Below are 21,107 nucleotides of genomic sequence, written 5' to 3' on the forward strand. Positions count from 1 at the left end.
AACGTATGCTCAAGCAATGACGACTTCCGCGACCTCCGGGACCGGCCCGACCGAGAACTCCATGCGTCGCGCCCTCAAACGTGCCCGGGACGGCGTCGCCCTCGACGTCTCCGAGGCGGCGGTGCTCCTCCAGGCCCGCGGCGAGGCTCTGACCGACCTCGCCGCGTCCGCCGCCCGGGTGCGTGACGCGGGGCTTCAGGCGGCGGGCCGGCCCGGTGTCATCACCTACTCGAAGAGCGTCTTCATCCCCCTGACCCGGCTGTGCCGGGACAAGTGTCACTACTGCACCTTCGTCACCGTCCCGGGCAAGTTGCGCCGGGCGGGCCACGGGATGTTCATGTCCCCCGACGAGGTGCTCGACGTCGCCCGCAAGGGTGCCGCCCTCGGCTGCAAGGAAGCTCTGATCACCCTCGGCGACAAGCCGGAGGACCGCTGGCCGGAAGCGCGCGAGTGGCTGGACGCGCACGGCTACGACGACACCATCGCCTACGTCCGCGCCATCTCCGTCCGGATCCTGGAGGAGACGGGCCTGCTGCCCCATCTCAACCCGGGCGTGATGACGTGGACGGACTTCCAGCGGCTGAAGCCCGTGGCCCCCTCCATGGGCATGATGCTGGAGACGACGGCCACCCGGCTGTGGTCCGAGCCCGGTGGCCCGCACTACGGCTCCCCGGACAAGGAACCGGCCGTACGGCTGCGGGTGCTGGAGGACGCGGGCCGCTCCTCGGTGCCCTTCACCTCCGGCCTGCTGATCGGTATCGGCGAGACGTACGAGGAGCGCGCGGAGTCCCTGTTCGCGCTGCGGAAGGTCTCGCGGGCCTACCACGGCATCCAGGAGCTGATCATCCAGAACTTCCGCGCCAAGCCGGACACGGCGATGCGCGGCATGCCGGACGCCGAACTGGACGACCTGGTCGCCACGGTGGCCGTGGCCCGGCACATCATGGGCCCGAGCGGCTGCCTCCAGGCCCCGCCCAACCTCGTGGACGCCGAGTACGAGCGGCTGATCGGCGCCGGTATCGACGACTGGGGCGGGGTGTCCCCGCTCACCATCGACCACGTCAACCCGGAACGCCCCTGGCCGTTGATCGAGGAACTCACCGAGCATTCCCGCGCCGCCGGCTTCGAGCTGCGCGAGCGCCTGTGCGTGTACCCCGAGTTCGTCCGCCGCGGCGAGCCCTGGCTGGACCCGCGCCTGCGCCCGCACGTGGACGCGCTCGCCGACCCGGAGACCGGCCTCGCGCTGCCGGCCGCGGTGGTCGAGGGGCGCCCGTGGCAGGAGCCGGAGGAGGCCTTCGTGCCCAGCGGCCGCACCGAGCTGCACCGCACGATCGACACCGAGGGCCGGACGGCCGACCGGCGCGACGACTTCGACGAGGTGTACGGCGACTGGGGGGCGCTGCGTGAGGCGGCGGCCCCCGGCATGGCGCCGGAGCGCATCGACACGGACGTACGCCAGGCGCTGCGCACGGCCGCCGACGACCCGACCCGCCTGACCGACGCCGAGGCCCTGGCCCTGTTCCACGCGGACGGCCCGGCGCTGGACGCGCTGTGCCGGGTGGCGGACGACGTGCGCAGGTCGGCGGTGGGCGACGACGTGACCTACATCGTCACCCGCAACATCAACTTCACCAACGTCTGTTACACGGGCTGCCGCTTCTGTGCCTTCGCGCAGCGCAGGACCGACGCGGACGCCTACACGCTGTCGCTGGAGCAGGTGGCGGACCGGGCCCAGCAGGCCTGGGACGTGGGCGCGGTCGAGGTGTGCATGCAGGGCGGTATCCACCCCGACCTGCCCGGCACGGCGTACTTCGACATCGCGAAGGCGGTGAAGGAGCGGGTCCCCGGCATGCATGTGCACGCCTTCTCCCCGATGGAGGTGGTGAACGGCGCGACCCGCACCGGCATGTCGATCCGCGAGTGGCTGTCCGCCGCCAAGGAGGCCGGTCTCGACTCCGTCCCCGGTACGGCGGCGGAGATCCTGGACGACGAGGTCCGCTGGGTGCTGACCAAGGGCAAGCTGCCGGCGGCCACGTGGATCGAGGTGATCACGACGGCCCACGAGCTGGGCATCCGCTCCTCCTCGACGATGATGTACGGCCACGTGGACCAGCCCCGGCACTGGCTGGGCCACCTGCGCACGCTGGCCGGGATCCAGCAGCGGACGGGCGGCTTCACGGAGTTCGTGACGCTCCCCTTCATCCACACGAACGCCCCGGTGTACCTGGCGGGCATCGCGCGCCCCGGCCCGACCGTGCGGGACAACCGAGCGGTGACCGCGATGGCCAGGCTCCTTCTCCACCCCTACATCCCCAACATCCAGACAAGCTGGGTCAAACTGGGCACGGAGGGTGCGGCGGAGATGCTCCGCTCCGGAGCGAACGACCTGGGCGGCACGCTGATGGAGGAGACGATCTCCCGCATGGCGGGCTCGTCGTACGGCTCGTACAAGTCGATCGGGGAACTGGTGGCCGTGGCCGAGGCGGCCGGCCGCCCGGCGAAGCCCCGCACCACGCTCTACGGGCCGGTCCCGCAGGAGCGCCGGAGCGTGGCCGAGGCCTCCGACGGGCACCTGCCGGATCTGCTCCCCGTCCTGGACTGAGTACGATGATCCGACCCCTGCGCTGAGAAGGGGGACCCGTAGCGGAGGAGATGCGTACCCGTGGCTGCCCGACTGCCCTCGTGGGCCTGGGTCTCCGGTCTGACGGCGGGGGCGACCGCGGCCGTCGTCTTCCTGGCCGTGCAGGCGGAACGCGGGCCGCAACCCACGGCCGCGACGGCCAAGCCCAGCGCGTCGGCGTCGGCGTCGACGGGCGCCCACGCGCCCGCGAAACCGAAGACGCCGGCCGAGCCCACGCTGCCGGACGCCTCCGGCACGGGCCGCCGGATCGTCTACTCGCTCGGTGAGAAGCGGGTCTGGCTGGTCGACGCGACCGGCAAGCCGACCCGCACGTTCACGGTGTGGCCGGGCACGGTGAGTCCGCAGCCCGGCCGCTACTCGGTCACCCTGCGCATCCAGTCCCTCAAGGGCTCGGACGGGGTCCAGATCGAGCACGTCCTGTACTTCACCAAGGTGTCGGGCGTGAACATAGCCTTCTCCAACGCCCTCGACGGCGCCTCGCCGCCACCGGCGCACGGCCAGAAGCTGGGCGGCATCCGCCTCCACACGGAGGACGGAGCCGCGCTGTGGACCTTCGGCGAGCAGGGCGCCAAGGTGGCGGTCGTCAGCTAGCGTCCCGCTGCCCACCCCCCGGCAGCTGGTTGACGATCAACGCGACCCCACTGAGCAGGAACACCCGGGTGGCGGCGTCAAGCCCGTTCCAGGTCTTCGACTGCCACATCGAGAACCACTCACCACCGATCGCGATGAACCCGGCACCGAAGAGCAGCACCAGCATCAGCAGCCCGTAGGTGGACCAGCGCCGGGCCCGGTCGTGATCCTGCCGCGTCCACAGCCAGGTCCCCCAGATCAGGACGAGCGCGGCGACGGTCTCCCACACGATGATCGCGACGTACGCGGTGTCCTGAAGTGCGGTGCTGGTGATCGCCCGCCACATCAGGTCGTCGTCCTTGAAGGTCGTGTCCATCGCGAGAACATGCCGTACGAACTGCTGGTTCGTTCCGAAGTCGGTGATGTTCCCGAGGGCGACCAGGGCGATGTAGAGGGCGAGTATGCCGGTGAGCACACCGGCGGCGAGCCTGAGGCCGGTGTGGCGTGTGGGGGTGGTGGTCATGGCTGGATTCTCCCTGACGAACGGCCCCTGCTCCCACGCGCATTGAGCCAGAATCGAGGGGGGCCACGGGGAGGGTGTGCGGATGTCGCAGACACGGCCGTCGATGCAGGAGCTGATCGCGCGGCGCAGGCGGGCGGGGTTCGTCGGCCGAGGTGGTGAACGGGCCTCCTTTCGGCAGAACTTGGATCTTCCACCCGAGGACGAACGCCACCGCTTCCGCTTCCACATCCACGGCAACGCGGGCGTCGGAAAGACCTTCCTGGTCCGGGAGTTGACTCAGATCGCGCGGGAGCGCGGGGCGCTGACGGCGTACGTCGACGAGGGCGCGGGGAGTGTGCCGGAGGCGATGGGGGTGATCTGCGGCCAACTTGCCCAGCAGGGTCGTCGGTTGAAGAAGCTGGAGGAGTCGCTCGCCGCTTACCGGGAGCGCCGTCACGAGGCGGAGGCCGAGGTCGCCGCCCTGGAGCCCGCCCCCGAGGGCCCGTCCCCGTTCGCCACGACGGCGGTACGGCTCGGCATGGCGGGCCTCGGGGCACTGGTTCCCGGAGCCGGCGCGTTCGTGGGAGCCGTGGACGCGGGCCAACTCAGCGAGGGCGCTGCGCGGTTGAAGGCGAGACTGAGCGCGCGGTTCCGTAACCAGGAGGATGTGCAGCTGGTCCTGGCGCCGGAGCGGGTCCTGACACCCCGGCTGCTGGACGAGCTGTCGGACCTCACCTCGTCGGTCCCCTGGCTGGTGCTGTTCTTCGACACCTACGAGCGCACCGGCCCGTACCTGGACAGCTGGCTGTACGAGCTGATGACCACCGACCGCTACGGCGCCCTCCCCGCCGACGTCATCGTCGTCACCGCCGGCCAGCACCCCTTCGACACCGCCCGCTGGGGCGGCTTCGCGGACTTCATGACGGACGTACCGCTCGAACCGTTCACCGAGGCGGAGTCGAGGGACCTGCTGACCAACCGGGGTGTCGAGGACGAGCGGGTCGTCGCCGAGGTGCTCCGCCTCACCGGCGGGCTGCCCGTCCTCGTCTCCACCCTCGCCGAGGCCCGCCCGGCCGACCCGGACGACGTGGGGGACCCGAGCGCCACGGCGGTGGAACGGTTTCTGAGGTGGGAGCCGGACCCGGTCCGGCGGGCGGCGGCCCTGGCCTGCGCGCTGCCCCGGCGGCTGGACGTGGACGTGTTCCGGGCGGTGATGGACTGCGCCGAGGAGGAGGCCGAGGGCCTGTACGACTGGCTGCGGGGGATGCCGTTCGTCAGCGAACGGGGGGAGGGGGTGCAGTACCACGATGTCGTGCGGGCCCCGATGCTCCGCATGCAGCGCCGACGCTCACCGCGCCGGTGGGCAGAACGGCACGGGCGGCTGGCGGAGACCTTCGGGGCGTGGCGGGCGGAGCGTGAGGGAGGCCTGGACGATCCCTGGGCGGACGAGGAGTGGCGGGAACTCCGGCTGGCGGAGGCGTATCACCGGCTGTGTGCTGGGGAGCGGGCCGCGCTGCCGTTCGTGCTCGGAGGCGTGGTGCGGGCCTGCGGCCGGGGAGAGGAGGAGGCCCGCCGCTGGGCACGGATGCTGGTGGAGGCCGGAGCGGACACCCACGCCGAGACGGTGACGGGCTGGGGCCGGGAACTGCTGCAGGCCCTTGAGGCCCCGACCGCCGCCCCCGCGCTGGGCCTGCTGCTCGACCGCGCCGCCCTCGACTCCACGTCCCGGGCCATCGCGCACGCCGTCCGAGGCAACCTCTTCCGGGTGGCCGACGAGCACGAGCGTGCGGTGTCCGAGTACGACCTGGCCGTTGCCCTCGACCCCGAGCTGATCTTCGCCCACCGCGGCCGTGCCTTCCTCCGCGCCGAACTCCGGGACTTCGAAGGGGCTGTCGCGGACCTGGACCACGTACTCGCTCTGGACCCCGACAACGCCCGGCACCTCGCGACCCGTGGCGACTACCACCGGATGTGCGCACACTACGACGCCGCCCTGCGGGACCTGGACCGGGCGCTGGAGATCGACCCGGACTTCGTCTGGGGCCTCGTCCGCCGGGCTCGGCTTCGGCGATCACGTGGTGAACGCGAGCAGCAGCTCGCCGACCTCGACCGGGCGGTGACCCTCAGCCCGGTGGCACCCTGGGTGCTGTGCGAGCGGGGCGACGCGCTCGGCGCCGTCGGCCGTGTGCGGGAGGCTCTCGCCGACTACCGGCGGGCCATCGACCTCGACGACTCCTACGCCTCGGTGTATGCCAGCCGAGGCGCCCTGCACGGCAAGCAGGGCCGCGACGAGGAGGCGCTGGCCGATCTGGACCGTGCGCTGAGCCTCGCACCGGACTATCCCTGGGCACTGGTGCATCGCTCCCAGGTGCACCGTCGCATGGGCGCGTACGACAAGGCGCTGGCCGATGCGTACCGCGCGGTGGAACTGGATCCCGAGGGCGCATGGGCCCTGGCGAACAGGATCCGGACCGACATGAGCGTGGGCCGGCTGGAAAGGGCCCGCTCGGACCTGGAGCGGTACCTCACGCTGGGCGGCGACTCCGACTGGGCCCGTCAGCAGCTGCCCCAGATGCTTCCGAACCTGCGGTTGGGCGCGGCCCTGTCCACGGCCCTGGCGGTGAGCGGGCAACAGGGCGTGGCCGCCGCCCGCCCTTTGTGGACAAGCTGCGCGCAGCTGGCCCGGCACCCGGGCGCCTACCCCAACACCCCGCACGACGTCGTCGAGGTGCTGATCAGCGCGGGGCTCCAGGCCTGGCCCGAACTGGACAACCGGCTGCACCGCGCGCTCGCCGTACCGCACGAGTGGCCCGACCTGGCGACCCTGGCCGACGGACTCACCACCCTGCTGCACAGCCCCGGCATGGACCGGACGAGGCTGGCGCCACGACTGTCCAGGGTGGTCACGGCCCGGGACGCGATGCGGGCGCGCTACGCGGAGTGAGCGGCGAAGTCCAGGAACTCCGTCCAGGTGGAGTCCTTGAAGGCGAGTTGGGCGCCTTCCTTGTTCTTGGAGTCGCGGATGTGGATGGTGGCGGGGGTTATGGCTGCTTCTACGCAGTCGGGACCGTCGGCGCTGCTGTAGCTGCTCTTGAACCACGTCAGCGTGGAGGTGGTCATGCTTCGTCTCCCAGCACTTTTTCGATGAATGCCATCGACTCCCGGGGCGGGAGAGCCTGTGCTCGGATCATTCCATAGCGCATATCGAGGATCTGTACTTCCCGGGGGTCGCTGATCGCTCTGCTGTGCAACTGGACTTCCAAGTGTCCCAGCGTCTTGCCGTTCCGGAGCTTGAGAAGTCGGATGGGTCCGCTCAGCCCGGCGTGATCCTGCGGGTCCGTGGGCATCACCTGGATCTCCACATGCGGCAACTTGCCGACATCCAGCAGGTGTTCCAGCTGTCGGCGCAGAACCTCTTTGCCCCCGACGGGCCTTCGCAGGGTCACCTCCTCCTGAACGAAGGTGATCAGCGGGCGGGGCACCCTGGCGAAGACGGACTTCCGTGCCATGCGCGCTGCGACGAGCCGCTCGATCTCGTCCTCCGTGTAGGACGGACGCCGTAGCGTGTACACCGCCTGGGCGTACTCAGCCGTCTGCAACAAGCCGTGGATGTGAGAGCTGACGTAAGCCCCCATCTCGATGGCCTCGTCCTCCAGCTTGGTCAGATCCCGGACATTCTTGGGATACCGCGCCCTCTCCACGTCCTCCTTCATCACGGACAACTTCCCGCCCGCGCCCAGCACTTCATCGGCCTTGTCCAGGAAGTCCGGCTTGGGAATCCGGCGCCCCCGCTCCACCGACGACACCATCTCCTCGCCGTACCCGATGGCATCGCCCAGCTCGGCCTGCCGCATCCCCGCGGACTCGCGCCACATCTTGATCTGCCGGCCGACCGTCTTGAGTACGGCCTCGGCCTCCTCGTCCTCCACTTGCACCCCTCCGGCGTACGGGCCGTACGACTACGCGAACCACCCGGACAGTCACCCTGCGTACCGTGGTCGTCGCTGTTCAGAGTAGGGAGGGATGGCCACGCTGGGTGACGTGAATCAGAAAACCCACCTCACGGTCCAGCTGTCCGCCACCCGCAGGGGTGCCCGTCTCGCCCGTCTCCTCACCGAGCGTCAACTGGACGAGTGGGGCGTGCCGTTCGAGGAGGCGGCACAGGTGGTGGCGGAGCTGGCCGCCAACGCCGTACTGCACGGGCGGGTCGGGGGACGGGACTTCCGGCTCGGGCTGAAGCTGTACGACGACGGCACGCTCCGTATCGAGGTGACCGACGCCCGGGGTGACCGGATCCCGGCCGGCCCGGATCCGGCGGACGGTGAGTCGGAGACCGGCCGGGGATTGCTGATCGTTGCGGCCTGCGCCCACCGTTGGGGCGTGGACGAAGCCCCGGCCAACGCCAAGACGGTCTGGGCCGAACTCACACCGGGACGCGACGGGCCATGACCCGGCGGCACCCGATGCCAAAAGACCTAAAGAACTGGGGAAAGAACCGAACCCGCCCCCACCGCCCCCGTCGATCACCCTCCGGAGTGAATATGCCCAACGCAACTGGCGCGGCGAGGCAGTTGTGGTGCAGCGTCAGCGACAACAAGTCCACACATGCATCGGCCCTCGCCGGGACGGCAATCCCAGTGCGAGGGCCTGATCACCTAGGAAGCAAACCCTTCCCGATGACTGACAAGCAGCCTAGCGCGCCCGCGCACGCCAAGACCCGGCGTTCCCACTCCGGCGTCACCCATGTGAAGGAACGCCTCGACGGCAACTTCACCGTCATCAGCAATGAACTGCTCCAGCACCCGGAGTTGTCCTCCACGGCCAAGGGCATCGGGGGCTACATTCAATCGCTGCCCGAGGGCGCCCCGGTCGGCATCAAGGCGTTGGCGGAGCAGTTGCCCGAGGGGGAGATCAGGATCGCCTCCGCCCTGCGCGAGTTGGAGAAGTACGGGTTCTACTCACGCCCCAAGGAGCGTCTTTCATCGGGCCAGGTCGTGACCCGCACGATCTGGTACAACAGGCCGCGTCTCGCGGTGGTGGAAGCCGCCCGGGCCCCTGAAGAGCCGGCTGCCGTCCCTGCCCCGCCGAAGGCTCCGGCGCCGCGCCGCAAGGCCGCCGAACTGCTCGCCGGACTTCGCGCGCACGATTCCCGTCTGCTCCTCACCGAACGGGACGTATGCCGTCTGGGCCCCTCCGTCACCGAGTGGCTGGACAGAGGCGTGCCCCCCACAGTCGTCGTACGCACCCTCACGACAGGTCTCCCTCAGGACCCGATCAAGCACCCGGCGGCCTTCCTGGCCCACCGCCTCACCACCCAGCTGCCCCCGCACCTGCCCGATGCTCCGCCCCCGAGCGTCACGCCACCTCGCCCGGACCCGCTCCAGACCTGCGACGGCTGCGACCGGGCCTTCCGGGCCCCGCAGCCAGGGCGCTGCCGCGACTGCCGGGCGCCGTCCGAGCAAGCGGCCTGACCTGCCGCGCTCCCTCAGGAGAGGAATCCGATGACCTACCAGTACCGGCCGACGGACTACAGGTACCGGCCCACGCCCAAGGCACGCATCTTCGCGGGGCACGACGACCTCGCCCAGCACCCGGAGTTGTCCCTCATGGCGATCGGCGTCGGGATTCACCTCCGGATGCTGCCCGAAGGGGCCCCGACCAGCGTCCAGGCGCTGGCCTCGCAGCTCCGGGACAGCGAGTTCGAGATCGCCGCCGCCCTGCAGGAGCTGAAAGACCACGGCTTCCTCCCCAAGGCCTGACGGCTCAAATGCCCGAGCTGACGCCGGACGCGTTGCGGGCGGCGGTCGCGCGCATCGCTCCGAGTCGGGTTCCGGCGCTGACACAGCACCTCTTCGAGGCCTCGGCCAACGCCCTGCAGACCCAGAGCCTTGCGCCGCTGCGTGCCTTCGTCCACTCGTGGGCCGTGTTCGTGGCCATCGAACGGCACCCCGAACGTGCCGCCCGGTTGAGGGGGCTGGAGCGGATCGTGGATGCGGGGGAGCAGGACCCGACAGCAGCCATTGCGGAGATCCTCGCGATCCGTGAGGCGGCCGAGGCGGAGGCCGGGCTGTGCGCGGCTCACCGCTCCGCCGCCGGGACGAGTCCCGGCGCGAACCTGTAGGAGATCGACTCCATCAGCGGCTTGCGCTTGGTGTTGTGGAAGGCCGCGATGCGCCAAGCGCCGTCGCTCGCGCGGAGCAGGGTGTACGTCTGGATCTTGGTGAGCTTGTGCGGCCGCTTGCCCTTGTAGGTGTCGCCGCGCCTGCGGCACGGTGCTTCAGCGCACCTCCGCGTCCCCCGTCACCACGGGCCGCACCTTGCGCAGCATCAGGTCCAGGAACTGGTCCGGGTGCCGGAAGGACGCGAAGTGGCTCGCCTCCTTGATGAGGGCGAAGTCCTTCACGGGGGCCGTGACCTCCTCGTGGAAGCGGCGGGCCGGCTCCGGTGGGGTCAGGACGTCGCTGTCACCCTGGAAGAGGAAGAAGGGGAGGCGGAAGGACGTGCCCTCGGCCCGCTCGTCGACCGTCATCGCCTGCGGGCCCAGCTGCTCGGAGAAGGTCATGCCCTTCAGATACGAGCGCAGCCCGCGCAGGGTGTGGAACGGGGAGAACCAGAGCGAGCGGATCACCACCGTCTTCATCGTGTCGTAGGTCAGTGGGTCGGTAGTGACGACGATCTTCGCGTGCTCCGACCACTCGTGTGCGGACCAGGCCGTGCGGTCCGGGCCCATCGCCGCCACCTTCGCCCGCTCCTTCTTCTTGCCCGCCTCCTCCAGCCGGGCCAGCAGCGCCTCGTGGGACGACGAGGTGTCGCGGCCGCATGCGATGATGTTCTGGTCGGTGCCGACGTACGCCGAGTACAGCTCGGGGTGGTTGCGGGCCAGCCGCAGACCGGTGACCGTGCCGAAGCTGTTGGCGACCAGGAGGAGCTTGGCGACGCCCAGGCGGGCGCGGACGTGTTCCGTCACCTCCAGGGCGTCGGCGTAGAGGCGGTCGAGCGTCATCTCGCCCTGGCCGGCCGGGCCGCCCGCCGCGAACGTCCGGCCCGCGCCCCGCATGTCCCAGCGCACGATCGTGAAGTGCCGCTCCCAGGCGCGGGTGCGTGGGACGAAGATCAGGTTGGAGGCGCCGGGGCCGCCGTGGATCTCCAGGACCACGGGGTTCGACAGGTCCTCGCCGCGGATGGAGATCCACTGGTCGATGCCGCCGATGCGGACGTACGTCCCCTCGTCGATGCCGTTCGGCGCGGTGATGCGCAGCTTCTTCGCGAGCGACCTGCGCTTGAGTGCCCGGTAGGTGAGCAGCATGAGTGTTCCCCCTAAACTGTTTATGCCGTCAGCAGTTGTGTTTACGGTATATACAGTTGGTGGGTGGAGTCAACGGGCTTCGTCCGGACCGAAGGGGAGGGACCGCATGGCCGCCCGGAACAAGGAGCAGGACAAGCCGCGTGATCCGCGGGCGAGCCTCGCGCTGCTGTGGGGCGAGCAGGAGCAGCCCACCCGTGGGCCCAAGCCGAAGCTGTCCCCGCAGCGGATCGCCGCGGCCGCCGTCGAACTGGCCGACGGGGAAGGGCTGGACGCCGTCTCGATGAGCAAGGTCGCCGGCGGGTTCGGCGTCTCGGCGATGGCGCTGTACCGGTACGTACCCGGGAAGACCGAACTCGTCGAGCTGATGGTGGAGGCGGTGCTGGCCGAGGGCCCGGATCTGTCGGGTGTGCCGGGCGGTGACTGGCGGGCCGGGGTGCGCGAGTGGGTGCGGCAGTGTGCGCGGGTCTACTCCGCCCACCCCTGGCTGCTCTCCGCCACCGCGATGCGCCGCCAGATCATGGGGCCGCGGCAGCTGGGCTGGCTGGACGCGGCGCTCGCCGCCCTCGAACCGACCGGCCTCGGCGCCGCCCAGCGGCACCAGGTGTTCCTGCTCCTCGTCGGACTCGTGCGCAACCTCGCCCAGCAGGTGTCCGACCACGACGAGGAGCAGGACCGGGAGTGGGACCGGCTCACCGGCGAACTCCTCGCCCGGCACGCGGACCGCTTCCCGGCCCTCACCAAGGCGATCGCCGAGGGCGCCTTCGACCCGGCCGGTGTCGACCCGCTCGACTTCGGCCTCGACCGGATTCTGGACGGGGTCGAAGCGCTCATGGCTGTGCGGGAATGACCGGGCGGGCACGATTTGCCCCCGTGAACCGACCGTCCCTGGTCGATTACAGTGCTGAGCGTCGTACGTACGGACGGTGCCGTGAGGAGGTCTGAGTGAGTATGACGTCGGTTGCCGTCTGGGGCCGCGTGGAACAGCAGGACTTCCGCAGCCGGGTGCGTGGCACCCTGCTCGGTGTGGCCGTCGGCGACGCGCTCGGCGGGCCTGCCGACGCGCTCGCCCTGGACGAGATCCGTTCCGTTTACGGCGGGGAAGGACTGCTCGACCTGGCCTTCGGGCACGGGCGGCGCGGTACCGTCACCCACCACACCCAGCTCACCCTCTTCACGGTGGACGGGCTGATCCGCGCCCAGGTCCGCCGCGACACCGGCGCCTGGCATCCGCCGACCGATCTGCACCGGGCGTATCTGCGGTGGGCGGCCACCCAGCGGGACTGGGGGCCCGACGAGCGCCGCAAGGACGACGGCTGGCTGGCCCGCGAGGAGTGGCTGTACGCCCGCCGGGACCCGACCCGGGCCCTGCTCGTCGGGTTCGGCGACGAGACCATGGGCACGCTGGAGACCCCGAAGAACCCCGGCGAACTGGGCCCGGAGGCAGTGGCCCGCTCCGCCCCCTTCGGCCTCCTCGTCGGCTGGGAACCCCAACTGGTCATCCAGCTGGCCGTGGAGTGCGCCGCCCAGACCCACGGCCATCCCATCGCCTACCTCTCGGCGGGCGCGTACGCCGTCATCGTGCACGCGCTCGCCCGTGGGGAGAGCCTGGACGGCGCCGTGCAGCGGGCCCTCGCCCTGCTCGCCGCCCGCCCCGGCCACCAGCCCGTCTCCGACGCCCTCCAGCACGCGCTCGGCGCGGTACGGCAGGGGCTGCCCGGTCCGTCCCGGGTGGAGGAACTGGCCGGCGACGGCACCGCGGACGGTCTGCTGGCCGCGGCCGTGTACTGCGCGCTGGTGGGGGAGGACGTACGCCACGGCCTCTGCCTCGCGGTGAACCAGAGCGGCCCCTCCGCCGCGGCGGGCACCCTCACCGGCGGCCTCCTCGGCGCCCTCCACGGCGAGACGGCCCTCCCGCCGGCCTGGCTGACCGAGCTGGAGGGCCGCCCGACGATCCTGGAACTCGCCGACGATTTCGCGATGGAGATGACCCAGGGCCCTGCACTGCACGGCCCTGCGGGGTCGTCACCGGGGTGGCTGGCGCGGTATCCGCGAGCCTGACCTCAGGCGCGGATGCATTGGTGGATGGTCATGCTGCCACTCGCATCGAAGTGACGGATGCGTACGCCTGCCTTCTTGTTGTAATCCACTTCGAGGCGCTGGCCGGAACCGGTGCCCGACTCGCCCGGCGGCTGCCAGGGCAGGCCCACGGACACGGTGTCGCCGACCGTCGCCGGAACGTTCTCGGCGGCGGCGTCGTGGAGTTCGCCGCTGTCGTCGCCCAGCCGCTCGGGCGCCCGCAGTGCCAGCCGCCCGCCCTGGAGCGACCATGTGCCCTTCGCCGTTTTCCCGCCACCGAAGTCCAGGGTGAAGACGCCGTCGTCGACGATCGCGGAGTACGTGTGCGTCTCGCCGCTCGCGCCCGGCGATTGCGAGGTGACCTTCCAGGAGCCGTGTACGAAGGACGCGAACGCCCTGCCCGTCACCCCGGACACCCCCGACGAGTTGTCGCCGCCCTTGTTGTCGTCCGCCGCCTTGTCGTTGCCCTTGCACGCGGCGAGCAGCGAGGCTCCGACCCCGATGGCGAGATAACGCAGAGTGGTACGGCGGCCCACCATCTGGGAGGCCGCCCGCACCGCGTCCATACTCATGTCTTCCCCGTTCATGCCAAGTTGATGATCAACCGGCAGACTACAGGGGGTGGTTGGGCGCCCCCACGATGTCGTCGCCCGCCCCGGCCGGCACCGGTACGGCCGTCGTGCCGTCCCCGTCCGTGTTGAGCGTCTCGATGATCGCCAGGCGTTCGGGGGTGTCCTCGGGCTTCAGGCAGCCGATGAGGATGTACAGGATCAGGGAGACCGCCAGCGGGATCGAGACCTGGTACTGGAGCGGGACTCCGCCGTCGACGTTCCAGTTGATGGGGTAGTTGACCAGCCAGAAGGCCAGCAGGCCCGCCGCCCAGCTGGTGAGCGCCGCCGTCGGGCCGGAGCGGCGGAACGTGCGGAGCAGACCCAGCATCATCGGGATCGCGATCGGGCCCATGAGACCGGCGACCCACTTGATGACGACCGTGATGATGTCCTTGAAGGCGGGGGAGTTGACCTGCGTGGCGACCGCCATGGACAGGCCGAGGAAGACGACGGTCGTCACCCGGGCCGCGATCAGGCCCGAACGCCCGTTCCACGACCGCGCCTTCGCCGACACCACCGGCGCCACGTCCCGCGTGAACACCGCGGCGATCGCGTTCGCGTCCGAGGAGCACATGGCCATCGTGTGCGAGAAGAAGCCGACGATGACGAGACCCAACAGCCCGTGCGGCAGGAGCTGTTCGGTCATCAGGGCGTAGGAGTCCGAGCCGTCCGGCTTCTGCGCGTGGACGAGCAGCGGGGACATCCACATGGGGAAGAAGAGGACGACCGGCCAGACCAGCCACAGGATCGAGGACAGGCGTGCCGAGCGCTCGGCCTCGTACGCGCTGCCCGTCGCCATGTAGCGCTGGGCCTGGTTGAGCATGCCGCCGTTGTACTCGAAGAGCTTGATGAACAGGAACGCGAGCAGGAAGACCGTGCCGTACGGGCCGACCAGCGGCTTGCCGTGGCCGTGCAGCGCGGGCTCGTCCCAGGCGCCGAAGAAGCCGATGTTCTTGTCGTTCAGCTTCAGCACGACCGCGACGAACATCGATATACCGGCCAGCAACTGGATGACGAACTGGCCGAGTTCGGTCAGCGCGTCCGCCCACAGGCCGCCGATCGTGCAGTAGACGGCGGTGATCGCGCCGGTGATGAGGATGCCCTGGTTCAGCGACACCCCTGTGAACACCGACAACAGGGTCGCGATCGCCGCCCACTTGGCGCCCACGTCCACGATCTTCAGCAGCATGCCCGACCAGGCGAGCGCCTGCTGCGTGGGCAGGTTGTAGCGGTTCTTCAGGTACTCCAGAGGGGAGGCCACATGGAGCCGGGACCGCAGCCGGTTGATGCGCGGCGCGAACAGCTTGGAGCCGATGGCGATGCCGAGCGCGATCGGGAAGGACCAGGTGATGAAGGAGGTGACGCCGTAGGTGTAGGCGATCCCCGCGTACCCCGTGAACATCACCGCGCTGTAGCCCGACATGTGGTGCGAGATGCCGGACAGCCACCAGGGCATCTTGCCGCCGGCCGTGAAGAAGTCGCTGACGTTGTCCACGCGCTTGTGCGACCAGACTCCGATCGCGACCATCACTCCGAAGTAGCCGATCAGCACGGCCCAGTCGAGACTGTTCATGTGCTCGATCGTGGGTGCGGTCACGTGAACACGACAAGCAACCGTAAGGTCAAGTCAAGGTAAAGATGTTCGGTGAGGTGACTGTCGTTCAGCTATATGAACAGCTATCGCATCAGCTCCCCCGCATTGACCAGCAACGACTGCCCCGTGATGGACCTCGCCCGGTCCGAGGCCAGGAACGCCGCCGCGTCCGCCACGTCCCCGTCCGTCGCCAGCTCCGGCAGCGCCATCCGCTCCGCCAACCGCCCGAGCACCTCCGCCTCCGGCACCCCTTCCGTGTGCGCGGTGAACTGGACGTACGCCTGCACCGGCGGCCCCCACATCCAGCCCGGCAGCACGGTGTTGACCCGGATCCGGTCCGGCCCCAGCTCCCGCGCCAGTGAGTACATCGCGCTGGTCAGCGCCCCCTTCGAGGCGGCGTACGCGGCCTGCTTCACCTGCGAGGGCGCGGCGACCGCCGACTGTGTCCCGATGAAGACGACGGATCCGCCGCCCGCCGCCCTCAGGGCCGGCAGGCACGCCCGCGTCATCCGCAGCGTCCCCAGCAGGTTCACGTCGATGACCGACTGCCAGGTCGCGAAGTCCGCGTCCTCGACCCCGCCGAAGTAGGAGTCCCAGGCGGCCACGTGCACCACCGCGTGGACGGCCCCGAAGCGTTCCCGCGCCAGTGCAGCCAGTGCCTCGCACTGCCCCTCGTCGGTGATGTCGGTCGCCCGGTACGCCGTGCGCCCGCCGGCCGGATCGATCTCGGCCGCGCTCTTGGCGAGGTTCGCCTCGGTGCGCGCCCCCAGCACCGCGTTCCCGCCGTCCCGTACGACGGCCGCCGCGACCTGATGGCCGAGCCCGGCCCCGACCCCCGAGACGACGACGGTCTTGCCTGCGAGCAGTGACATGGCGGACCTCCAGCTGTCCTGGCTCTGGCGCATCATCTGACGGAGCGTCAGAGTATGGGCGAGTGGAGGAGGACGGAAGGGGAGCAGCGTTCATGTCCGAGGAGACCGACACCCGTAGCGAGACGTACGCCGAACTGGCCGCCGTGGGCCCCTACGGCGTCCACCCCGGCCACGCCCTGATCACCATGGTCGAGCCGCACCCGGGCCACGAGTACGCCTACAACCGCTGGTACGAGGACGACCACTACTACGCCGGCGCCATGGCCATGCCCTGGATGTACACCGGCCGCCGCTGGGTCGCCACCCGCGACCTGCAACTCCTGCGCTACCCGGAGAAGTCGGCCGTCGCCCAGCCCGTCACCGCCGGCTGCTACATCTCCACGTACTGGATCACCGACGGCCGCTACGACGACCACATGAAGTGGACCGTCGCCATCAACAAGCGCCTCAACCGCGACGCCCGCGTCTACCACGACCGCACCCACGTCTTCACGGCCTTCCAGGACCACGAGACGACGGTCTACCGGGACGGCGCGGCGGGCCCCAGGGACTTCCACGCCCTCGACCATCCGTACGCGGGGCTGGTGGTCGAGGTGATCGACGCGGAGTCGGCGGAGCAGCGGGCGCGGCTCGTCGAGTGGCTGACCGCCCGCCATCTGCCCCGCCGCCTGGCGGGTTCCCCGTCCGCGATGGTGACGCTGTTCCGGCCCACGCCCCTGCCCGGCGACCGCATGACCTACGTCAAGCAGGTGGAGGGCGTGGACACCCGCCTGACCCTTCTCTGGTTCCTGGAGAAGGATCCGCGGGAGTGCTGGGAGGAGCACTTCACGGGGCTGGACGAGCAGGTGACGGAAGCGGGCCTGGGCCGGGTCGAACTGGTCGCGCCGTTCATCCCCACGATCCCGGGCACGGACAAGTACGTGACAGAGCTTCGCGGCTGACCGGGACGGGCGGGCCGGCGGGAGAGCTCATTTCAGTTCGTCGGGGCACGGAGTACCCCTCGGCAGCTGATACGGCGCAGCCAAGTGATACGTCCCGGCCTTCGGCGCGAGCAGCATCGTCCACTTGTCCCCCTTGGAGTCCTCCGGCGACTCCATCAGGCACCCGTTGACGTTGTCGTACGTCAAGCCGTCGGAGGCCTTCTGCGGCGGCTTCAGACTCTTGCCCTGACCATCGACGACGCTCAGCCAGGGCGAGTACGGGATCTTGATCAGGATCCGCCCCGGCTTGCGCACCTGCAGCGTCATCTCACCCTGCTCGGCCCGGTCCACCACCGCGTTCGGCTCGGCGAGCGGCGTCGGATCGGTCACCCGGAACAACTGCCAGTTGGCGTCGCCCCAGATCTGCTTCAGGTACGGCATCCCGCGCTGCAGCAGCTGCCGCTCGCGCTCGCCGCCGTCCCCGTCCGGGTTGTCCTTGGGCAGCACGACGAAGTGCACGGCCCACCGCTGGAGCCACTCGTGGTAGTTCGCCGAGTTGAGCGTGTCGTCGTAGAAGAGCGGGTTGCGCTCCATGTCGGCCTGCCGGTTCCAGCCGCGGGCCAGGTTGACGTAGGGCGCGAGCGCGGAGGCCTCGCGGTGCGAGCGCGCCGGGACCACCTCGACCCTGCCCTTCTCCGCACCGACGTTCTGGAGCTGGTTGACCAGCGGCGCCAGCTCCCGGGCCCAGGACGCGGCCGGGGTCGTGTGGATGATGTCGTCGACCGTCTTGAAGCCGATCCAGCCGACGAAGCCCAGGAACGCCACCACGGTCACGTACCACTTGCGCGAGCGCGGCACCGTGTACGGCAGGGCGGCGATCAGCGCCGCGCCCGCGAACAGCATCGGCAGCCGCGAGATGTTCGAGCCGATCTGCGAGTTGATCAGCCAGACCAGGACGACGCCGAGGCTGTAGACGGCGGCCGTCAGCCGTACCGTGATCCACTCCTTGGGGACGAGGAACAGGCACAGCAGGCCGTACGCCAGAGGCATGATCACCGAGCCGAAGATCATCGGCTGGGTGCCCGAGAACGGGAACAGCCACGCCGAGACGGCGACCACCGCGGTGGGCGCGAGCCCCAGCGCCCACGCGCCGGGCCGTCGCTTCTGCAGGAACAGTGCGGCCGCGACCAGGCCCACGAACAGCCCCGCGACCGGCGAGGCCATCGTGGCGAGTGCCGCCAGCGGGGCGGCGACCAGGGCCTTCGCCCAGCGTTTGTACCGCCACCGGTAGGGCCAGCAGAAGACGGCCGCGACCGCGCCGAGCGCGAACATCGTGCCGAGCCCGAAGGTCACCCGCCCGGACACCGCGTTGCAGATCAGCGCGAAGACCCCGGCCATCGCGGCCCACAGCGGGTTCTTCACCGACCGGCTGCGGATCAGCACGAGTGTCAGCAGGCCCGCCGAGACCGTCCCGGCGATCATCATCGTCGTACGGACGCCGAGGATCGACATCAGGTACGGCGACACCACGCTGTACGACACCGGGTGCATGCCCCCGTACCAGGCGAGGTTGTACGCCGAGTCCGGGTGCCGGCCGACGAACTCCGCCCAGGCGTCCTGGGCCGCGAGGTCGCCACCGCTGTTCGCGAACGTGAAGAACCAGACGATGTGCAGGAGGCCGGCGAGAGCCGTGACCGACAGCACGGGATGCACCAGGAGCCGCTGCCGCAGGGGCTCGGCGGCGGCGAGGAGACGGGCGAGCCGGCCCTGACGTGCGGTCGTGGGGCCGTACGGTTGGTCGTCCGTCCGGCTGTCTGTCCGCTCGTCCGTGTGGCTGTCCGTGTGGCTGTCGGCGCGGTCCCCGTGATGACCGTCCGTGTCGGTGCGACCGTCCGTGTCAGCCGTGGACAGGCGTATTCGAGGGCCGGATCCCGGGTCCGGGTCGGCGTCGTCCGCGCGTGTCGGCTCGGTTGTGGCCACCTGAAGGCACTCCCCGTGTCCCGTCTTCTGTTCTCGGCCGTGTCCCTCGGTGTTACCGGCCGCTTCTCGTCCAGTTCGCGGCCCCGTCCCGTGGACCGGCGAGCTGCCCCGTTTCGTGACGCTAGCACGCACCCCGCCGCGGGGCTCCGTCGGCGGGGTGGGGGAGTGGTGAAGCGGGGCTACGGCTCAGCCGAGGCGGGTCAGCTTGTCCGTGAAGCCGGGTTCGGTCAGGTCCTTCTGCAGGGCCACCGGGACCGTCACAGCTCCGGCCGAACCGTCACCCACGGTGAGTGCGCCGACCTTGGTGCCGGCCTTCGCGGTGTGCGGTACGACGTCCGAGGTGAAGGACAGCTTCACCTTCAGACCGGCCCAGCCGGCCGCCGTGACGTCCTTCGTCGCCACGATCGGCGTACGGCCGCCGAGGCCGTCGTCGACGTACCCGACGACATCGCCCTTCTTCAGGATCGTCGCCGACTTCAGCGCGCCCTGCGCGGCCCGGATCAGCTTGTCGCCGGCGTTCAGGACGCCGCTGATGATGGTGTTGTCGGAGCCACCGGCGGGCTGGCGCATCGCGGCGCCGATGATGGTGCGGGTCTCGCCGCCGACCTGCTGCTTCGCCGCGAAGACGAGGTTGCCGAGGGCGGAGGTCGTGGTGCCGGTCTTGATGCCGACGACGTTGTTGTAGCCGACCAGCCGGTTGTAGTTGTTGTGCTTGACGCCCTTGTAGTCGACGTAGGACATCATCGCGGCGACCTCGCGGAACGCGGGCTGCTCCATCGCCTTCTTGGCCAGCTTGACCTGGTCCACGGCCGTGCTGACCGTCGAGTCCGTCAGGCCCGAGGGGTCGGTGTACGTGGTGTTGGTCATGCCCAGCTTCTTGGCGGCCGCGTTCATCTTCGTCACGAACGCCTTCTCCGAGCCCGAGTCCCAGCGGGCGAGCAGCCGGGCCACGTTGTTGGCGGAGGGCAGGAGGATCGCCTCCAGGGCCTCGCGCTCGGAGATGCTGTCACCGGCGGTGACCGGGACGGTGGACTCCTGGCCGGCCTCCGACTGCTCCTCGGCGGCCTTGTCGATCTTTATCTTCGGGCCGTCCTCGCCGCTCTTGAGCGGGTGCTCGCGCAGGATCAGGTACGCCGTCATGACCTTCGCGACGCTCGCGATCGGTACGGGCTTCTGGGTGCCGGAGGAGCCGAACGTGCCGATGCCCTGGACCTCGAGCGCGGCCTGGCCGGTGGACGGCCACGGGATGTCGGCCTTGCCGCCGTCGAAGGTGTAGGTGTCCTTCGCGGTGAGGGCGAGGGTGGGCGGCGGGAGCGGGCGGAAGGCCTGTACGACCGCAAAGACGATCGCCAGGAGGAGGGCCAGGGGGGTCCAGATCTTGACCCGGCGGAGCAGCGTGCGGACCGGGGTCTCCGGGGGCGGAGGCGTATTGGTCAGCTCGGCCAGCAGGTCCAGCGGGGGCCTGGGCGGGAGGGGCTGCTGGGTGGTGCGCTCGGGGCCGACCTGGGGGAGGGCGGTGGTGGGGGCGGAGGTGTCGTTCTTCAGCGGGACGAACTTGCTGCCGCCCAGCTTGAGCATGGTGGTGGGCTGGTCGACCTGGGGCTTCTTGGGCTTGACGGCCTTGATGAGGGTGGTCGGCTGATCGACACCCTTCGCCTCGGGCTTCCGCTCGGCGGGCTTCGCCTCGGCGGGCTTGCGGTCGGCGGTCTTGTTCCCACCCGCACCACCCGTGCGGCTTTCGTCGTCGGCTGCGGGTGGCCCCTGTGGGGCGTTCTCGCCGTCGGCGGCCTGCGGGTCGTCGTCCTCGGCCTGCGGCTCCTCGCCGGCGGCCTTCGGTGCGTCTTCGGGCTCGGCGTCGGCCTTCGGTGCGTCCTCGGGCTCGGCGGCAGGCTTCGGTGCGTCTTCGGGATCGGCGTCGGCCTTCGCCTCGGCTTCGCCTTCGGCGGTCTTGTTCCCACCCGCACCACCCGTGCGGCTTTCGTCGTCGGCTGCGGGTGGCCCCTGTGGGGCGTTCTCGCCGTCGGCGGCCTGCGGG

The 21,107-nt window shown here is 70.3% G+C and carries 19 protein-coding genes; 10 read left to right on the forward strand and 9 right to left on the reverse strand.

Features of this window, described 5'->3' with window-relative positions; all coding sequences use genetic code 11:
* Positions 1 to 16 precede the first annotated feature (16 nt).
* Both ACIRVH_RS25365 and ACIRVH_RS25370 read left to right on the forward strand, forming a co-directional pair.
* Positions 17 to 2,602 carry a bifunctional FO biosynthesis protein CofGH gene (locus ACIRVH_RS25365; RefSeq protein WP_403957020.1) on the forward strand — a complete coding sequence of 862 codons (2,586 nt, stop codon included), beginning with the start codon at positions 17 to 19 and terminating at the stop codon, positions 2,600 to 2,602.
* A gap of 60 nt (positions 2,603 to 2,662) precedes the next feature.
* Positions 2,663 to 3,232, forward strand: coding sequence for a hypothetical protein (locus tag ACIRVH_RS25370; RefSeq protein ID WP_403957023.1), 570 nt, complete (start codon positions 2,663 to 2,665; stop codon positions 3,230 to 3,232).
* On the opposite strand, the gene ACIRVH_RS25375 is transcribed toward ACIRVH_RS25370, so the two are convergent.
* The gene (locus ACIRVH_RS25375) at positions 3,225 to 3,734 is read right to left on the reverse strand and encodes a DUF2165 domain-containing protein (protein WP_403957026.1); all 510 of its coding nucleotides are present in this window, start codon (positions 3,732 to 3,734) and stop codon (positions 3,225 to 3,227) included. The two genes, ACIRVH_RS25370 and ACIRVH_RS25375, sit on opposite strands and share 8 nt — an antisense overlap.
* Before the next feature lie 82 nt (positions 3,735 to 3,816).
* On the opposite strand from ACIRVH_RS25375, the gene ACIRVH_RS25380 reads away from it, so the two are divergent.
* The gene (locus ACIRVH_RS25380) at positions 3,817 to 6,657 is read left to right on the forward strand and encodes a tetratricopeptide repeat protein (protein WP_403957029.1); all 2,841 of its coding nucleotides are present in this window, start codon (positions 3,817 to 3,819) and stop codon (positions 6,655 to 6,657) included.
* On the opposite strand, the gene ACIRVH_RS25385 is transcribed toward ACIRVH_RS25380, so the two are convergent.
* Both ACIRVH_RS25385 and ACIRVH_RS25390 read right to left on the reverse strand, forming a co-directional pair.
* The gene (locus ACIRVH_RS25385; protein ID WP_403957032.1) at positions 6,645 to 6,833 is read right to left on the reverse strand and encodes a DUF397 domain-containing protein; all 189 of its coding nucleotides are present in this window, start codon (positions 6,831 to 6,833) and stop codon (positions 6,645 to 6,647) included. The two genes, ACIRVH_RS25380 and ACIRVH_RS25385, sit on opposite strands and share 13 nt — an antisense overlap.
* Positions 6,830 to 7,642 (reverse strand): helix-turn-helix domain-containing protein, encoded by an 813-nt coding sequence (locus ACIRVH_RS25390; RefSeq protein WP_403957035.1) that lies wholly within the window; start codon positions 7,640 to 7,642, stop codon positions 6,830 to 6,832. The genes ACIRVH_RS25385 and ACIRVH_RS25390 overlap by 4 nt, the downstream gene beginning before the upstream one ends.
* A gap of 94 nt (positions 7,643 to 7,736) precedes the next feature.
* On the opposite strand from ACIRVH_RS25390, the gene ACIRVH_RS25395 reads away from it, so the two are divergent.
* The 4 genes from ACIRVH_RS25395 (at position 7,737) to ACIRVH_RS25410 (ending at position 9,834) form a co-directional block, all read left to right on the forward strand.
* The gene (locus tag ACIRVH_RS25395) at positions 7,737 to 8,162 is read left to right on the forward strand and encodes an ATP-binding protein (protein ID WP_403957038.1); all 426 of its coding nucleotides are present in this window, start codon (positions 7,737 to 7,739) and stop codon (positions 8,160 to 8,162) included.
* A 227-nt stretch (positions 8,163 to 8,389) separates the two neighbouring features.
* Positions 8,390 to 9,184: a helix-turn-helix domain-containing protein gene (locus ACIRVH_RS25400; RefSeq protein ID WP_403957041.1), complete on the forward strand. Its 795-nt coding sequence runs from the start codon at positions 8,390 to 8,392 to the stop codon at positions 9,182 to 9,184.
* A gap of 30 nt (positions 9,185 to 9,214) precedes the next feature.
* On the forward strand, positions 9,215 to 9,472 hold the full coding sequence (locus tag ACIRVH_RS25405; RefSeq protein WP_403957043.1) for a hypothetical protein: 258 nt from the start codon (positions 9,215 to 9,217) through the stop codon (positions 9,470 to 9,472).
* Positions 9,473 to 9,480: 8 nt separating this feature from the next.
* Positions 9,481 to 9,834, forward strand: a complete 354-nt coding sequence (locus tag ACIRVH_RS25410) for a hypothetical protein (protein ID WP_403957046.1) — start codon at positions 9,481 to 9,483, stop codon at positions 9,832 to 9,834.
* Between the two features lie 156 nt (positions 9,835 to 9,990).
* Here the strand turns inward: ACIRVH_RS25410 and ACIRVH_RS25415 are convergent, their stop codons facing one another.
* Positions 9,991 to 11,019, reverse strand: coding sequence for an alpha/beta fold hydrolase (locus tag ACIRVH_RS25415; RefSeq protein WP_403957048.1), 1,029 nt, complete (start codon positions 11,017 to 11,019; stop codon positions 9,991 to 9,993).
* A 106-nt stretch (positions 11,020 to 11,125) separates the two neighbouring features.
* Between ACIRVH_RS25415 and ACIRVH_RS25420 the strand changes: the two genes are divergently transcribed.
* Both ACIRVH_RS25420 and ACIRVH_RS25425 read left to right on the forward strand, forming a co-directional pair.
* A complete protein-coding gene (locus ACIRVH_RS25420; protein ID WP_403957051.1) occupies positions 11,126 to 11,866 on the forward strand; it encodes a TetR/AcrR family transcriptional regulator in 741 nt (246 codons plus the stop codon).
* 101 nt (positions 11,867 to 11,967) lie between these two features.
* Positions 11,968 to 13,077 carry an ADP-ribosylglycohydrolase family protein gene (locus ACIRVH_RS25425; protein WP_403957158.1) on the forward strand — a complete coding sequence of 370 codons (1,110 nt, stop codon included), beginning with the start codon at positions 11,968 to 11,970 and terminating at the stop codon, positions 13,075 to 13,077.
* A 2-nt stretch (positions 13,078 to 13,079) separates the two neighbouring features.
* On the opposite strand, the gene ACIRVH_RS25430 is transcribed toward ACIRVH_RS25425, so the two are convergent.
* From ACIRVH_RS25430 to ACIRVH_RS25440, 3 genes are all read right to left on the reverse strand, one after another.
* A complete protein-coding gene (locus ACIRVH_RS25430) occupies positions 13,080 to 13,682 on the reverse strand; it encodes a hypothetical protein (RefSeq protein WP_403957054.1) in 603 nt (200 codons plus the stop codon).
* A gap of 25 nt (positions 13,683 to 13,707) precedes the next feature.
* Positions 13,708 to 15,279 (reverse strand): sodium:solute symporter family protein, encoded by a 1,572-nt coding sequence (locus tag ACIRVH_RS25435; protein ID WP_403957161.1) that lies wholly within the window; start codon positions 15,277 to 15,279, stop codon positions 13,708 to 13,710.
* A 104-nt stretch (positions 15,280 to 15,383) separates the two neighbouring features.
* Positions 15,384 to 16,172 (reverse strand): SDR family oxidoreductase, encoded by a 789-nt coding sequence (locus tag ACIRVH_RS25440; protein ID WP_403957056.1) that lies wholly within the window; start codon positions 16,170 to 16,172, stop codon positions 15,384 to 15,386.
* Positions 16,173 to 16,264: 92 nt separating this feature from the next.
* Between ACIRVH_RS25440 and ACIRVH_RS25445 the strand changes: the two genes are divergently transcribed.
* Positions 16,265 to 17,113 carry a hypothetical protein gene (locus ACIRVH_RS25445; protein ID WP_403957059.1) on the forward strand — a complete coding sequence of 283 codons (849 nt, stop codon included), beginning with the start codon at positions 16,265 to 16,267 and terminating at the stop codon, positions 17,111 to 17,113.
* Between the two features lie 27 nt (positions 17,114 to 17,140).
* Here ACIRVH_RS25445 and ACIRVH_RS25450 read toward each other — a convergent pair whose 3' ends face one another.
* Entirely contained in the window at positions 17,141 to 19,072 is a 1,932-nt protein-coding gene (locus tag ACIRVH_RS25450) for an MFS transporter (RefSeq protein WP_403957062.1), read from the reverse strand.
* A gap of 186 nt (positions 19,073 to 19,258) precedes the next feature.
* A partial coding sequence (locus ACIRVH_RS25455) for a D-alanyl-D-alanine carboxypeptidase (RefSeq protein WP_403957065.1) occupies positions 19,259 to 21,107 on the reverse strand: 1,849 nt, incomplete at its 5' end.

Source organism: Streptomyces sp. NPDC101165 (assembly GCF_044768135.1).
GTDB lineage: Bacteria > Actinomycetota > Actinomycetes > Streptomycetales > Streptomycetaceae > Streptomyces.